This window comes from Bacillus infantis, assembly GCF_050107595.1.
Lineage (GTDB): Bacteria > Bacillota > Bacilli > Bacillales > Cytobacillaceae > Bacillus_AB > Bacillus_AB infantis_C.
This window is the reverse complement of record NZ_JBNILH010000004.1, coordinates 46,366-59,863: the sequence shown is the minus strand read 5'-3', so window position 1 is coordinate 59,863 and position 13,498 is coordinate 46,366. Positions and strand designations below refer to the sequence as shown.

Genomic DNA, 13,498 nt, shown 5'->3' with positions numbered 1-13,498 from the left:
ACTATATAAATACAAATGTACACCTTAAAAGAACAATGGTGAGGGGGATAAAGAGTGGAAGCTATTTCAGTTGGATTGTTAGGATTGGGAACTGTCGGATCGGGTGTTGTGAAAATCATTAAAAATCACCAGGATAAGCTGATGCATCAGGTAGGCTGTCCGGTTGAGGTAAAAAAAGTGCTGGTGCAGGATCTGAATAAGCAGCGCGAAGTGGATGTTGAAGCCACTCTGCTCACAGGAAGCCCGGAAGAGATCATTGATGATCCGGATATCGATATCATCATTGAGGTCATGGGGGGGATTGAGGATACAAGGAAGCATCTCCTTAAGGCGCTTGCCAATAAAAAGCATATTGTAACAGCCAATAAAGATTTAATGGCATTGTACGGTTCAGAGCTTTTGACTGCTGCTTCTGAAAATGGCTGCGATTTGTTTTATGAAGCCAGTGTTGCCGGGGGAATCCCTATTTTAAGAGGGCTTGCAGACGGATTGGCCTCTGACCGGATCACCAAAATGATGGGCATCGTTAATGGGACAACCAATTTTATTTTAACGAAGATGAGCCAGGACGGCAGCGCTTATGAAGATGTGCTGAAAGAGGCCCAGGAGCTGGGGTATGCCGAAAGCGACCCGACCTCAGATGTGGAGGGGCTGGATGCTGCAAGAAAAATGGCGATCCTTGCCACACTCGGCTTCTCGATGAAAGTTGATCTGGACGATGTGAAAGTAAAAGGCATCACCGGGGTAACGGAAGAGGATCTGCAGTACGGAAAGCAGCTGGGCTATACGATGAAGCTGATCGGCATTGCCCACCGTGAAGGGGAGAAGGTGGAGGTCAGCGTGCAGCCGGCGCTTTTGGCAGAATCCCATCCGCTTGCCGGGGTGAATAATGAGTATAATGCGGTTTATGTATACGGAGAAGCGGTTGGCGAAACGATGTTTTACGGACCGGGTGCAGGCAGCCTGCCGACTGCTACAGCAGTTGTATCGGACCTTGTCGGTGTTATGAAGAATCTGAGGCTTGGCGTGAACGGGAAGAGCGCTGTCAGTCCGCAGTATCCTAAGAAGCTTAAAGATCCGTCCGAGATTTACTCTAAATACTTCCTGCGGCTTCATGTCAAAGATGAAGTGGGTGTCTTCGGTGAATTGACATCGATTTTTTCAAAGCATTCCGTCAGTCTTGAAAAAATACTGCAGCTGCCTGTGGAAGAAAAGGGGCTGGCCGAAATTGTTCTCGTCACCCATCAATCTTCTTTGAAGGATTATGAGGATATCCTGTCCAGCTTAGAGGACCTGCCTGCTGTTAAAACGATTGAGAGCTCATACAGAGTAGAGGGGAGTGGAAGCTGATGCGCTGGAATGGACTCTTGTCTGCCTACAAGGAATATCTGCCAGTTAATGATGAAACACCTATGCTCTCTCTTAATGAAGGCAATACACCGCTCATCCAGCTGAACCGGATATCCCAGGAGTGGGGGATCGATCTGTATGTAAAAACTGAGGGCAGCAATCCGACCGGATCATTCAAGGACCGCGGCATGGTCATGGCTGTTGCCAAAGCAAAGGAAGCGGGCAGCAGTACGGTCATTTGTGCATCAACAGGAAATACATCTGCCGCAGCGGCAGCATATGCGGCAAGGGCTGGCATGAGATGCATTGTTGTCATACCTGAAGGCAAGATTGCCATGGGCAAGCTTGCACAGGCAATCATGTACGGAGCGGAGATCATATCAATTGAAGGCAATTTTGACGAGGCGCTTGCCATGGTGCGCAGCATCAGCGAAACGGAGCCGGTGACTCTTGTGAATTCTGTTAATCCATACAGGCTGGAAGGGCAAAAAACGGCTGCCTTCGAAATTTGCGACCAGCTTGGGAGTGCGCCTGACATTCTCGCAATCCCTGTAGGAAATGCCGGCAATATCAGCGCCTACTGGAAAGGCTTTAAAGAGTACAATCGCACAAAACGGACTGGCCTTCCCCGGATGTTTGGCTTTGAGGCGGAAGGGGCGGCAGCCATTGTCCATGACAGAGTCTTTGCAGAGCCCGAAACGATCGCTACCGCAATCAGGATTGGAAACCCGGCAAGCTGGCAGCTGGCCGTGGATGCGAGGGACGAGTCAGAAGGGAAAATCGATGAGGTCAGCGATACAGAAATCCTTGGGGCATACCGTAAGCTTGCAGCTTTAGAGGGCATATTTGCAGAGCCGGCTTCCTGTGCATCGCTTGCCGGCATCTATAAAAAGCTGCGCCAGGGGGAAATACCGCATGGGAGCCGAGTTGTTGCAGTACTGACAGGGAACGGGCTGAAAGACCCGAACACAGCAATCGATACAAGCCTTGTGAAACCGGTCCTTCTGCCGAACGAGCTTGAAGCGGTCGCCGGCCATATCAGGGGAGCCGTGCATACATGATGGAGGGAGAAATGCTTACTGTCAGGGTGCCTGCAAGTACGGCCAATCTTGGGCCTGGCTTTGATTCTGTCGGCCTTGCCCTGAGTTTATATTTGACGGTCGAAGCGGAGCGTGGGGGCCAATGGGAGGTTGTACCGGAAAGCAGCTGCCTGGAGGGGTTCCCGAGGGACGGAAGGCATTTGATCGTCCAGGCTGCAAAGATGGCAGCCGAATATTATTCTGCGGATCTACCGCCCTGTATTTTAAGGGTAAAAAGCGACATCCCCCTGGCAAGGGGGCTTGGCTCGAGCGGAGCAGCGATTGTCGCCGGAATCGAGCTGGCTGATTCGTTATGCGGATTAGACCTTTCCCGGCATGAAAAGCTGTCCCTCGCAGCCCGGATGGAGGGGCATCCGGACAATGTGGGCGCTTCCCTCTTTGGCGGGCTGGTGATTGGCTATCAAGCGGGGGAAGAGGTGCAGGCAGCCGCTTTCCATGAACTTGCCTTTGAGGTCCTGGCAGCCGTTCCCCAGGAGGAGCTGCTGACGAAAGAATCGAGGGGCGCCCTGCCGGCAAGCTTGACCCATCAAGAGTCGGTCCAGGCCGGCGCTGCAGCCAATCTCCTCATTGCCGCCCTTTTTCAGGGAGATTATGAGCTGGCGGGGAGGATGATGCATAAAGATCAGTATCACCAGCCCTACAGAAGAAAGATTGTTCCCCATCTTGCCATAATCGAAGAGAAAGCAGCAGCTCTTGGGGTCTTCGGAACCGCCCTGAGCGGAGCGGGGCCTGCAGTGGTCTGTTTCTGCTCACCTGAAAAGGGAGATGAAGCTGCTGAAGGGCTCAGCAGGATGCTGCCGCAGATGGACGTGCTTCGCTTAGCCATTGATCAAAAGGGCAGTACAGTATCCAGGCATGCAGTTTCCGGCCGCTAATATGTGCAGAGGCGGCATCCGATTCCATAAAAAAAGCGATCCGCCGGAGGCGTGATCGCTTTATTATTGGAATTTCTTAGAATACCTGTTCTACTTCTACGACTCCTGGAACTTCTTCTAAAAGGGCACGTTCAATCCCTGCTTTTAAAGTAATGGTTGAACTAGGGCAGCTGCCGCACGCTCCAAGCAAACGAAGCTTAACGATGCCATCTTCTACATCAACCAATTCACAGTCTCCTCCATCGCGAAGAAGAAACGGACGCAATTTATCTAATACTTCCTGAACATCTGATATGATATCTTGTTCCATTAAAATCGACTCCTTTCCTACTACTTATTATAATCACTGTCGAGCTAAAAATCTATTCCCCAATCCTCAAATCCAATAATCGTTAATTTTTTTCTACATGATTATTAAACTTCCATCAGGTAAAATAGACATAAAGGGGTGGAAAAAATGGACAGAAAGTCAGTTGAAATCATTGTTTACGGGGCAGAGCAGTTATGCCCAAGCTGTGTGAATCTGCCATCATCTAAAGAGACGTATGAATGGCTGGAGGCTGCGGTCAGCCGGAAGTTTGCTGATCAGCCTTTTTCCATCAGTTATGTGGATATACATAATCCTCCTGATGATGAGGCAAAGAGGGACTTTGCGATACGGGTGATTGAGGAGGATATGTTTTATCCGGTCGTTTTGATCGGCGATGAGGTGGTCGGCGAGGGCAACCCGAAGCTGAAAACTATTTTCGCCAAGATGGAGGATTACGGTTATACGCCAGTCTCATGAATGGGGGAATCCTCCAATCCATGCAGGATATCTTCCTAAAAGGGGGCTGTTGATTTCCGTTCCAGGCACTTCGCTTTGCGGCGCTGAGCCTCCTCCTGGTACCTTCTGCGGGATCTCAGCCTGCCGCTAATTCCCCCCGGGAGTCTGCGTGCCGTGTACTTCAATTATTTGCAGGGGTTTGGCACTTTGTGGCACTTTTCAAATCCATAAATAAAGGTAAGCTTTACACATCTATATTTAAATTAAAAAGGAGTACGGATGCTTCAATCCGTACTCCTTTGCCATGCTTGGTCAGCCATTATGATATTTATACATCCAAAGTATCCCGGATTTAAGCAGTCTGGCAACCCGGCCTGTGATTGGCCTTTCGGCGACAAGGCCGAAGCCATGCTTTTTACCGAGTGAGCCCAGGACGCCTTTTAGCTTGATCACCGGCAGGGATTCCGGCAGCTCCTCGCCTTTCCAGCGCTTCAGGAGGATCTGGACAATCTGTTCTGCCTGGCCTTCGGCAAGCTGTGCGCTTGGTGCATGCGGCAGGCTGGCACAGTCTCCTACAACATACACATGCTCATTGCCGGGAATGTTATGATGCTTGGTAAGCACGACACGGCCCTGCCCATCTTTTTCCACCGGCAAGTCGCGGACAACCTTGCTTGGCTGGATGCCTGCTGTCCATACAATGGCATCGCACTGCAGGGGCTCGTCATGGTTATAAAGGATGTTTTCCTCTACACGGGTGATGTTGGAATTATTAATGATTTCAACTCCGTGATTGTCAAACCAGTTTTCCACATAAGTGCTCAATCTTTCCGGGAAAGCGGAAAGAATATGATTTCCTCTGTCAAACAGCTTTACCTTCAGATCCGGCCGGCTTTCATTCAGCTCAGATGCCAGCTCAACTCCGCTCAGTCCTGCCCCAACGATGGCAACGACAGATCCCGGCGAAAGGTTGTTTAATGTTTCGTATGTGCGGCGTGATTTTTCAATTGTCTGGATGCTGTAGGTGTGTACATCTGCACCTGGGACATTGTGGTACTTATCCTCGCATCCAAGTCCGATGATAAGGTCGTCATAGGAAACAGGCTTTTCATTTGCCAGGTTGACCTGCTTTTTTTCAAGGTCGATCCCGGAAATTTCTCCGTATTTGATCTTAAGGCGCGGATGCTCAGGGAAAGCAACCCGTACGTGCTGATCAGAGATCGTTCCTGCTGCCAGCGCATAATATTCAGTTTTAAGGCAGTGGTATGGCACCCGGTCAATCAGTGTAATGCTTGTATCTTCCGGCAATGAGTTCGGCAGCAGACGGGCAAGGGCTCTCATGCCGCCATATCCTCCGCCTAGTATGACAAGATTTTTCATAACCAAATTTCCCCTTTTGTCCAGTATGTAAGCAGCTATAGTAATATATTAAAATAATAGAAAACACAATGACTGAATAAGAGTTAAACGTTTACATTATTATATTAGCAAAACAATTAGAATATTAATTCACAAGAAAATTCATGAAACAACATAAAAAGTATAACGAAATTATGGCTAAATCACAACACATATCTGAATAATCAAGGCAAAAGTCGACATTATATGCCCTTTAATCATTCATTAATGATAATACAGGGCTTAATATGTGCAGGACTGTTTGCCTTTGCTTGCGTTTTAGCCTGAAACCAAGTACGATTAACAATTAGTAGAGAGGTGAATAGATATGATTCAGCCAATCATAGAATTTTGCATCAGCAACCTGGCTAGCGGTGCACAAAAGGCTCTGGAAATCCTTGAAAAGGACCCGGACCTGGATGTGATTGAGTATGGCTGCCTTGGGTACTGCGGAAAATGTGCAAGCTCTTTATATGCCCTGGTGAACGGCGAGGTTGTTACAGGAGAGACGCCGGAAGAACTGGTGGAAAACATATATCAATTCCTGGATGAAAATCCAATGTTTTAATATAAAAGGCCGCATATCAATGCGGCCTTTTTGCTTTTATTGCAGGAGCAAACATCATCAGCAGGTCTGCCTTCTGGTTTCCCTCATTTCATGCCAGCGCTCTCTTGCCATATCAATGATCCCCGGCTCAAGCGAACGGCTCTGCTGCTCTAGCACCTTGGAGAAAAACTTCACCGCCTGCTCATCGCTGCCTGTTTTCCTTGAAAGCTCGGCAATGAGGTAAAAAAGCCTGGTTTCAGAGATCTGCGTTCCCTGGTAATCACCGCTTGAATAGGATTCCACATATTCATGGGCAGCCAGTTTCATAAAGCGCTGTTCCTGTGTCTTCTCTCCGGCATTTCTGTACAGCCAGGCAATCCGCATATACAATCCGGCGATTGACACATGCTTTTCCTTTTTCAGAAGTGCTGAGTAGACAGCCAGCTTGTATGTCTGGATGGCTTCGTTCCGGCTCCTTTTCCTGCCAAAGTCCCTGGGCTTCCATTGGCTGGTGATCTTTTCATCAATCTGTTCTTTTGAACCCGGTGGGAAATAAGGGCTGAACTCCTCGGAAAACGAAAAGCCGCATTGAGGACATACTTGTATGTAATAGAATATTGGGTTGTTTTCATCTGAGTCATAAAAAGGAAGAAAATCAGTGTCATAGCCTTTGATTTTTACAAAGCGGGAACGGACCTTCTGGCTTGTAAAGTTGTTCCTGCATACAGGGCAGCTGAAGCTTTTTCCATACAATGGCTCTAGTACGGCCAATTTTCTCACCTTCCCTTATAAAATATTAGGTTTATTATACCATAAACAGCAGAGGTTTTTAGGCAAAAAGTTCTAATGGTGCAAGGGATTTGATAAAAGGGCTTTAAAAATGAAGCCTGCTCAGTTGAGTCCCGCTTAAAGTCTGTATATACTATATATATAAGAGTAAAAACCTCAAGATTAAGGAGGATTTAAAATGGAAAACCAAATTGTTGAAATTACTGAAGCTGCGGCTTTTCAAATTAAAGATATGATGAAGCAAAATGAAGAGGAAAATGCATACCTGCGCGTTGCTGTAAAAGGCGGGGGCTGCAGCGGATTGTCATATGGCATGGGATTCGCACATGAAGTTGAAGAAAATGATGCCCAGTTCGAGCTGCATGGCCTGCAAATCCTTGTTAGCAAGGAAGATGCTGCAATCCTTAATGGCACAAAGATTGACTATAAGCAATCCATGATGGGCGGGGGCTTCACGATTGACAATCCTAATGCCATCGCTTCCTGCGGCTGCGGTTCTTCGTTCAGGACCGCTAAGAATGCAGGGACACCTGAAAATTGCTGATTATTTAATTGTAAGACCATACACCCTACAGAACGCTTCCTGATCTCAATCGAGCTTATCGGGAAGCGTTTTTTACATGAAAATAGAAAAGCGGGGGAAGGGGAATGAATCTTTTTCAATACACGAAGGAGTCTGAGTGCGAGTTTGTGTGCAGCCCAATGATCCTGACACCGGCAGGGAACATTTCATTTGACCTGCAAATCAATGGGCATACCCCATCCAGCTGCCAGAGCAAACCTTCCTGCCTTCAGCTGGAGCATGGAGAACTCTTACTGAGGTATTCACATAAGGAATACATAGCTGAGCTTCTAATATGCGAGCCTGCCGTCAAGATTCCATCCCATATGAAAATTGAAAAAGCAGCTGCTGCTGTTTGGCGGCTGAGAGCCCGTCATGATTTAAGGGGCTGTGTTTTTCAAGCTGAGATGGGACCAAAGGGGAGCGATGGGTGGCCGGACAGCGGTGAAAGGCTCGAGGCGATGACTTGGGAGTATGGTAAATGGATTCTTACTATGGGCACAGAGGATGGAACCGTCTTAGTCCACAGGGCAGGAATACAGGAAATGATGCCGGATCACTTCAATGCTGAGGATGAAATTTCCCAGCACCAAATAGTACAATACCTGCCGAATGGAATTGCGGTCCCGATTCCCGAAATAAGGAAGGGTGAACTTTGCCAGGTTCATTTTATGGCAGCATGGAACCGCCCTGGGGAAAAAGGGGATGCAGCAGCCTGGTTTGCTGCGGGGACAGATAGCCGGTCAATCCTTTCTTCCTGCGGAATTTATTAGAATAGCATCATTCGCTGCACTACCCATTATATGGTTAAAAGAACATTTTTTAGTGAGAGGGTATTCGTACCTTACAGCTTGTCTCCCCTTTGCATAAGATGCATTATATCCCACAGCAAAGGGGGTGAAACAATGGGTTATTATGGTGATGATAATGTAGCAGGAGCCAATCGCCGCCGCAGAAAACGTGATGATGTAGCAGGGGCTTTTGACGAAAACTTTAAAGTAAACGTTAAAGCATTCATTAAAGGTGAAGAATTCTGCCGTGCTGTACGACGCTGCCTGATCAATGATCTTCTCAATGCAGCTGAAGATGATGATAATGGCAAAAAATGCTGCAGACGCCGCTAATCATGAATTTAACAAAGCCCGCAGAAGTATACCTTCTGCGGGCTTTGCCATATGAAATTTACTTGTCGAACATAGATGTACTGTGCAGAGGCTGTACACGTGCCTTAGGATCAATAAGGGCCTTTGCATTGTTTACTGCAGTCGGCGCTTCTCCAAAACCGGAAGCGATCAGCTTCACTTTGCCGTCATAGGTACAGATATCGCCGGCGGCGTAAACGCCCGGGATATTTGTCTCCATTTTGCTGTTGACGACTATATTATTTTTTTCAATTTCAAGGCCCCACTCTTTAATCGGGCCAAGCGATGAGACAAAACCGTAGTTGACGATGACGGCATCAACATCAATGGCTTCTTTTTCTTCCCCTTTGGCATCCTGGATGATCACCTGGGAAATGCCCGTTTCATTGCCGATCAGTTCGGCAGGAACAAAAGGTGTCTTGATTTCAACCTTTGAATTATGAAGATTTTCTACACTGTGCTCATGGGCGCGGAACTTGTCCCGCCGGTGGATGATCTTCACATTCTCTGCGATAGGCTCAAGCATCAGGGCCCAGTCCACCGCTGAATCGCCTCCTCCGAATACAACCACTTTCTTGCCGGAGAAATGGTTCAGGTCATCAATGAAGTAATGAAGGTTCTTGCCCTCGTATTGCGGAGCCGAGTCAAGCTCAAGGCGGCGCGGCTGGAATGCACCATTACCAGCCGTGATGATGACCGTCTTTGTATAGTGGATTTCTTTGTTGGTGGTTAGCTTGAAAATGCCGTCCGGCTGTTTTTCGAGCTTTTCAACCGACTGTTCAAGCGAAACCGTCGGTTCAAATTTCTTCATCTGCTCTTTCAAATTATCCACGAGCTCCTGTGCCCGCACCTTCGGGAAACCGGCTACATCGTATATGTATTTCTCCGGATAAAGAGCTGACAGCTGCCCGCCAAGCTGGGGAAGGCTTTCAATTATTTTAACAGAAGCCTGCCTCATGCCGCCGTAAAAAGCGGTGAACAGCCCGACAGGCCCTCCGCCGATAATCGTTATATCGTAGATTGTCTGATCTTCCTTCACACTAATCACCTCAACATATGTAGTAACATTTCTAGCCTTCATCATACCATAAATAATGAAAAACCTCACATAGCAGAACTGAAAGTTGTTGGAATAATGAGAAAAATTCCGTAAAAATCTTAATTTTCTCAATAGGATATATTCGTACTTTTTACCTTGAAAAACAGTTGGAAAAAGAATATTATGTATTATAGACATATACTTTGTGACAAATTTCGGACATTTTTTTGCTCTGCTTCGTGAAGAATATCACAAACTTTTTCTTGAACTTATAAAATAAAAACTCATAAAGCAGTGGAAGATAAGAAAAAGCAGAAGAGTTTTCGAAAATACTAATAAAGGTGGAAGTGATACGCTTTGAAAAAGCCAAAAATAGTAATTCTAGGTGCCGGATACGGCGGACTGATGGTGGCAACCCGTTTGCAAAAGCAGGTTGGAGTGAATGAAGCAGAAATTGTACTAGTGAACAAGAATGACTATCACTATGAAACGACTTGGCTGCATGAAGCTTCTGCAGGTACCCTTCATCACGATCGTGTTCGCTATGATGTTAAAAATGTCATTGACCGAAACAAAATCGAATTTGTCCAAGGTACTGCTGTTGAAATCAAAACTGAAGAAAAGAAGGTAATCCTGGAGGAAGGCGAAGTAACATATGACTACTTGGTCGTTTCCCTTGGTGCAGAGCCGGAAACATTCGGCATCAAAGGCCTGGATGTACATGCTTTCTCTATTATAAATGTGAATGCCGCAAGACAGATCCGCGAGCATATTGAATATCAATTTGCCACTTACAATACTGAGGTGGAGAAAAAGGATGAAAGGCTGACAATTGTAGTCGGCGGCGCCGGCTTCACAGGCATTGAATTCCTTGGCGAGCTGGCAAACAGAGTCCCTGAGCTGTGCAAGGAATATGATGTGGATTACAGCAAGGTTAAGATCATCTGTGTCGAAGCTGCCCCTACGGTCCTTCCTGGCTTTGACCCTGAGCTTGTCAACTATGCAGTCTCCCACCTGGAGAAAAAAGGTGTTCAATTCCTGATTGGCACTGCCATCAAAGAATGCAATGAAGATGGAATCACAGTCGGAAAAGGCGACGAAGAAGTTGAGCATATCAAAGCAGGCACAGTTGTATGGGCTGCAGGTGTTCGCGGCAACTCCATCATCGAAAACTCCGGCATTGAAGCGATGCGCGGACGCGTAAAGGTTCAGCCTGACCTAAGGGTTCCTGGCCATGAAGATCTTTTCATTATCGGCGACTGCTCATTGATCATCAATGAAGAAATCAACCGCCCTTATCCTCCTACTGCTCAAATCGCCATGCAGCAGGGAGAGGTATGCGCGCGCAATATTGTTGCTCTTATCCGCAATAAGGGTGAGCTTGAGACTTTCACACCTGATATCAAAGGTACTGTATGCTCATTGGGCGAAGACGACGCCATCGGTGTTGCTTTCGGCAAGAAATTGGTAGGATCAAAGGCTTCCTTCATGAAGAAGATGATCGACAACCGTGCCCTCTTCATGATTGGCGGACCTGGGCTAGTCCTGAAAAAAGGCAAATTCAATATCTTTTAATATAAACAGCCGGGGATCATTTCCCCGGTATTTTTGTGTCCAGAAACCAAAGAGAGCAGAGAGCTCTGCTACAATAGAAAGAAAAGTATGCATGGGGGGCATGACAGTAATGGAGAGTAAACGAGGCAAGGTGTGGCTTGCTGTTTCAGGCTTGGTCGTTTCACCGGAGGGAGAGTGGCTTTTAGTTAAAAAAAAGTACGGCGGGCTGAAGGGCAAATGGTCGCTGCCTGCAGGGTTTGTCAACCCCGGGGAGACTGCGGATGAAGCAGCTGTAAGGGAAGTAAAAGAAGAAACGGGCATTGCAAGCAGGCCGGTCGGCATGATAGGGTTGAGGACTGGTGTGATCCGCGGTGAGATAAGCGACAATATGATTCTTTTTCTTATGGAGCCTGAAAAAGGCCAGAGCATCACTGTCCAGGAAAGCGAGCTGATGGGTGTGCAGTATATGGACCCGGGAGAAGCAGCAGTACATAAAGATGCCTCTGTTCTACTCAAGTATCTGACAGAACTTAAAGACGGGGCCGCCAAACAGCTGATAGACGGTGTAAATCCTGGTGACCACTTTGGATACTCCGCTTATAAACTATTTTTATAATTTTCAGAAATTATTAGAAATCATTAGATATTGTAAGATAATCTTACATGTATGCGTTTACAGCAGGGCTTTTCCGGCCAATTTGAAGCTTTCCATTTTCCTTTATCCTTGATATATTATCAGAAAATTCAGTGTGAAAAGGGGATGAGCAGGATGGCAGCAACGACATATGAAACCAAAGAATGCGACTATTGTTCAGGGAAGGGCTATTTCCAGCTTTTATTAGGCGGCTCTGAAACATGCACCTGCTGCAACGGTTCCGGCAAAAAGAAAGGATAAAAGAAAACCCTGCTGAGGGCAGGGTTTTTCCATGGCGTGAATAGCCTTCAGCAAGATGAGGAATTTAGGACAGGTGCAGGTATGGTTGTTAAAAAGTGTTCACAAAATTAAAATTGACTACCCTTCGGCCATTCAGTACACTTAAAAGTGATGTTTTAAGGGGGTACTGCCTGTGCAGATGACGATTTTTGTGTTGCCAATTTCAATGCTGCTATTCTTCGTTTTATTTTTTGGAATCGGTTTTATATTGAATATGCTGCTTAGAATGTCCTGGATCATGGCCATTATTTATCCAATCATCGCAATCCTGATTGTTGACCAGGTTCGTTTCATAGAGTATTTCACCAACAGCAGTGAAGCATTTCCTGAGCTGGGAAGGCTTTTGTCTGAGCTTGCCATGGCTGATGTCCTGATCTTAAGCAGCGGGATGGCCGGTGCGGTCGCAGCCGGAATTACGATTAAAATGCTGAGGAGCAAGGGCTACAGAATGTTTTAATGTAAAAGCATTCCCATATCGGGAGTGTTTTTATTTTGGCTTCTTCATAAATAAAAAGCTGGCAATAGCGGTTAAACTACATCTGAAACATAAAATTTATAATTTTTTTTGGGGAAATAGACTTTCTATATTAAACCTTGATACAGCTGGCTTCATGGGGATTTGGCTTCTTGACAGAATGCCCCGTCATGGCCTTAATTCAATTCCTCCCAGGAATACTTTTTCTAAAGTTGGGAAATGATTAACTTGGGAGGAGTGAATTATCATATGAATAGACTAAAAAAATGGACAAAGCGAATCATTATGTCAGTTTTATTTTTAGGGGCACTGCTTACCACCTTTCAATCGATATCCGGAGTAGGCGCTAAAACCCATGAGGCCTATCAGTACGAAGGCGGCGGAGCAGCAGCTGAAATGGAAGATTCTGCTTTCTTAGACCATACATATAAAACAATGGGACTTGCCTACAAATATCTTCCGAGGCTGGAAGCGAATGAACTGATCTCCTCAGCGGAGGCGGTTACTGCCGGGCCGCGGTCATTGGAAGAAGCATTCAATTGGTCAGAATACCCCGCCAAATCTGTAGTGGCGACCGGTTATACGGCCTATTATGAATCAACAGGAAAGAATCCGGGGCACCCGTCCTTTGGCATTACATATTCTGGCGTCAAAGTAAAACGCGACCTGTATTCCACAGTGGCCGCAGATCTTAACGTTTTTCCAATCGGCACCATCCTGTTCATCCCCGGCTATGGATACGGAGTCGTCGCCGATAAAGGCGGCGCAATCAAGGGAAATAAGCTTGACCTGTATTATGAAACCGTCGAAGACGTCTATAGCAGCTGGGGCAAGAAAACGATTGATGTCTATGTGATTGAAGAGGGAGACGGAACTCTCACTGAAGAAGAACTAAGCGCCCTGAACGAAAACGAATCCATGCAGGTATTCCGCCACCAGTATAAGACTGTGGAGGAATAAGAAAAGC

At 46.7% G+C, this 13,498-nt stretch carries 16 protein-coding genes and 1 pseudogene; 13 read left to right on the top strand and 4 right to left on the bottom strand.

Translation table 11 applies throughout. The features are described 5' to 3' along the window. The first annotated feature begins 54 nt into the window (after positions 1 to 54). The 3 genes from ACQCVH_RS09595 to thrB are packed head-to-tail and all read left to right on the top strand — an operon-like array spanning position 55 to position 3,325. Positions 55 to 1,350: a homoserine dehydrogenase gene (locus ACQCVH_RS09595; RefSeq protein ID WP_426835481.1), complete on the top strand. Its 1,296-nt coding sequence runs from the start codon at positions 55 to 57 to the stop codon at positions 1,348 to 1,350. After that, positions 1,350 to 2,411: a threonine synthase gene (thrC, locus tag ACQCVH_RS09590; protein ID WP_426835480.1), complete on the top strand. Its 1,062-nt coding sequence runs from the start codon at positions 1,350 to 1,352 to the stop codon at positions 2,409 to 2,411. Before ACQCVH_RS09595 ends, thrC begins: the two co-directional genes overlap by 1 nt. Then, positions 2,408 to 3,325, top strand: coding sequence for a homoserine kinase (thrB, locus tag ACQCVH_RS09585; RefSeq protein ID WP_426835478.1), 918 nt, complete (start codon positions 2,408 to 2,410; stop codon positions 3,323 to 3,325). Before thrC ends, thrB begins: the two co-directional genes overlap by 4 nt. A 76-nt stretch (positions 3,326 to 3,401) precedes the next feature. On the opposite strand, the pseudogene ACQCVH_RS09580 reads toward thrB, so the two are convergent. Continuing rightward, a pseudogene (locus tag ACQCVH_RS09580) lies at positions 3,402 to 3,614 on the bottom strand (NifU family protein); the annotation flags it as partial. Positions 3,615 to 3,782: 168 nt separating this feature from the next. Between ACQCVH_RS09580 and ACQCVH_RS09575 the strand changes: the two are divergent. Next, entirely contained in the window at positions 3,783 to 4,112 is a 330-nt protein-coding gene (locus ACQCVH_RS09575; RefSeq protein ID WP_426835477.1) for a YuzD family protein, read from the top strand. Positions 4,113 to 4,403: 291 nt separating this feature from the next. On the opposite strand, the gene ACQCVH_RS09570 is transcribed toward ACQCVH_RS09575, so the two are convergent. Continuing rightward, positions 4,404 to 5,471: an NAD(P)/FAD-dependent oxidoreductase gene (locus ACQCVH_RS09570; protein WP_426835476.1), complete on the bottom strand. Its 1,068-nt coding sequence runs from the start codon at positions 5,469 to 5,471 to the stop codon at positions 4,404 to 4,406. Between the two features lie 346 nt (positions 5,472 to 5,817). On the opposite strand from ACQCVH_RS09570, the gene ACQCVH_RS09565 reads away from it, so the two are divergent. Next, positions 5,818 to 6,057 (top strand): YuzB family protein, encoded by a 240-nt coding sequence (locus ACQCVH_RS09565; protein WP_009791437.1) that lies wholly within the window; start codon positions 5,818 to 5,820, stop codon positions 6,055 to 6,057. Positions 6,058 to 6,114: 57 nt separating this feature from the next. Here ACQCVH_RS09565 and ACQCVH_RS09560 read toward each other — a convergent pair whose 3' ends face one another. Next, complete coding sequence (locus ACQCVH_RS09560; protein ID WP_426835475.1) at positions 6,115 to 6,816, bottom strand: DUF2225 domain-containing protein; 702 nt, start codon at positions 6,814 to 6,816, stop codon at positions 6,115 to 6,117. 187 nt (positions 6,817 to 7,003) lie between these two features. Between ACQCVH_RS09560 and ACQCVH_RS09555 the strand changes: the two genes are divergently transcribed. The 3 genes from ACQCVH_RS09555 (at position 7,004) to ACQCVH_RS09545 (ending at position 8,511) form a co-directional block, all read left to right on the top strand. Beyond that, a complete protein-coding gene (locus tag ACQCVH_RS09555; RefSeq protein ID WP_224904699.1) occupies positions 7,004 to 7,369 on the top strand; it encodes a HesB/IscA family protein in 366 nt (121 codons plus the stop codon). A gap of 104 nt (positions 7,370 to 7,473) precedes the next feature. Next, complete coding sequence (locus ACQCVH_RS09550) at positions 7,474 to 8,160, top strand: hypothetical protein (RefSeq protein ID WP_426835474.1); 687 nt, start codon at positions 7,474 to 7,476, stop codon at positions 8,158 to 8,160. Positions 8,161 to 8,292: 132 nt separating this feature from the next. Next, on the top strand, positions 8,293 to 8,511 hold the full coding sequence (locus ACQCVH_RS09545; protein ID WP_426835473.1) for a hypothetical protein: 219 nt from the start codon (positions 8,293 to 8,295) through the stop codon (positions 8,509 to 8,511). 58 nt (positions 8,512 to 8,569) lie between these two features. On the opposite strand, the gene ACQCVH_RS09540 is transcribed toward ACQCVH_RS09545, so the two are convergent. Further along, positions 8,570 to 9,568 carry an NAD(P)/FAD-dependent oxidoreductase gene (locus ACQCVH_RS09540; RefSeq protein WP_426835472.1) on the bottom strand — a complete coding sequence of 333 codons (999 nt, stop codon included), beginning with the start codon at positions 9,566 to 9,568 and terminating at the stop codon, positions 8,570 to 8,572. Positions 9,569 to 9,925: 357 nt separating this feature from the next. Here ACQCVH_RS09540 and ACQCVH_RS09535 point away from each other — a divergent pair, with 357 nt between their 5' ends. From ACQCVH_RS09535 to ACQCVH_RS09515, 5 genes are all read left to right on the top strand, one after another. Beyond that, positions 9,926 to 11,143, top strand: a complete 1,218-nt coding sequence (locus ACQCVH_RS09535) for an NAD(P)/FAD-dependent oxidoreductase (RefSeq protein ID WP_224904693.1) — start codon at positions 9,926 to 9,928, stop codon at positions 11,141 to 11,143. A gap of 109 nt (positions 11,144 to 11,252) precedes the next feature. Continuing rightward, a complete protein-coding gene (locus ACQCVH_RS09530) occupies positions 11,253 to 11,738 on the top strand; it encodes an NUDIX domain-containing protein (protein ID WP_426835471.1) in 486 nt (161 codons plus the stop codon). Positions 11,739 to 11,891: 153 nt separating this feature from the next. Beyond that, a complete protein-coding gene (locus tag ACQCVH_RS09525; RefSeq protein ID WP_187445873.1) occupies positions 11,892 to 12,017 on the top strand; it encodes a YuiA family protein in 126 nt (41 codons plus the stop codon). Positions 12,018 to 12,195: 178 nt separating this feature from the next. Next, positions 12,196 to 12,513 (top strand): YuiB family protein, encoded by a 318-nt coding sequence (locus ACQCVH_RS09520; RefSeq protein WP_426835815.1) that lies wholly within the window; start codon positions 12,196 to 12,198, stop codon positions 12,511 to 12,513. A gap of 267 nt (positions 12,514 to 12,780) precedes the next feature. Further along, positions 12,781 to 13,491: a 3D domain-containing protein gene (locus ACQCVH_RS09515; RefSeq protein WP_426835470.1), complete on the top strand. Its 711-nt coding sequence runs from the start codon at positions 12,781 to 12,783 to the stop codon at positions 13,489 to 13,491. Positions 13,492 to 13,498 lie beyond the last annotated feature (7 nt).

What these genes read in the sequence shown, in the direction of transcription:
- ACQCVH_RS09520 (WP_426835815.1), top strand. Translation starts at nt 12,196, where the DNA reads ATGACGATTTTTGTGTTGCCAATTTCAATGCTGCTATTCTTCGTTTTA.
- ACQCVH_RS09565 (WP_009791437.1), top strand. Translation starts at nt 5,818, where the DNA reads ATGATTCAGCCAATCATAGAATTTTGCATCAGCAACCTGGCTAGCGGT.
- ACQCVH_RS09550 (WP_426835474.1), top strand. Translation starts at nt 7,474, where the DNA reads ATGAATCTTTTTCAATACACGAAGGAGTCTGAGTGCGAGTTTGTGTGC.
- ACQCVH_RS09530 (WP_426835471.1), top strand. Translation starts at nt 11,253, where the DNA reads ATGGAGAGTAAACGAGGCAAGGTGTGGCTTGCTGTTTCAGGCTTGGTC.
- ACQCVH_RS09570 (WP_426835476.1), bottom strand. Translation starts at nt 5,471, where the DNA reads ATGAAAAATCTTGTCATACTAGGCGGAGGATATGGCGGCATGAGAGCC.
- ACQCVH_RS09575 (WP_426835477.1), top strand. Translation starts at nt 3,783, where the DNA reads ATGGACAGAAAGTCAGTTGAAATCATTGTTTACGGGGCAGAGCAGTTA.
- thrB (WP_426835478.1), top strand. Translation starts at nt 2,408, where the DNA reads ATGATGGAGGGAGAAATGCTTACTGTCAGGGTGCCTGCAAGTACGGCC.
- thrC (WP_426835480.1), top strand. Translation starts at nt 1,350, where the DNA reads ATGCGCTGGAATGGACTCTTGTCTGCCTACAAGGAATATCTGCCAGTT.
- ACQCVH_RS09515 (WP_426835470.1), top strand. Translation starts at nt 12,781, where the DNA reads ATGAATAGACTAAAAAAATGGACAAAGCGAATCATTATGTCAGTTTTA.
- ACQCVH_RS09545 (WP_426835473.1), top strand. Translation starts at nt 8,293, where the DNA reads ATGGGTTATTATGGTGATGATAATGTAGCAGGAGCCAATCGCCGCCGC.
- ACQCVH_RS09525 (WP_187445873.1), top strand. Translation starts at nt 11,892, where the DNA reads ATGGCAGCAACGACATATGAAACCAAAGAATGCGACTATTGTTCAGGG.
- ACQCVH_RS09555 (WP_224904699.1), top strand. Translation starts at nt 7,004, where the DNA reads ATGGAAAACCAAATTGTTGAAATTACTGAAGCTGCGGCTTTTCAAATT.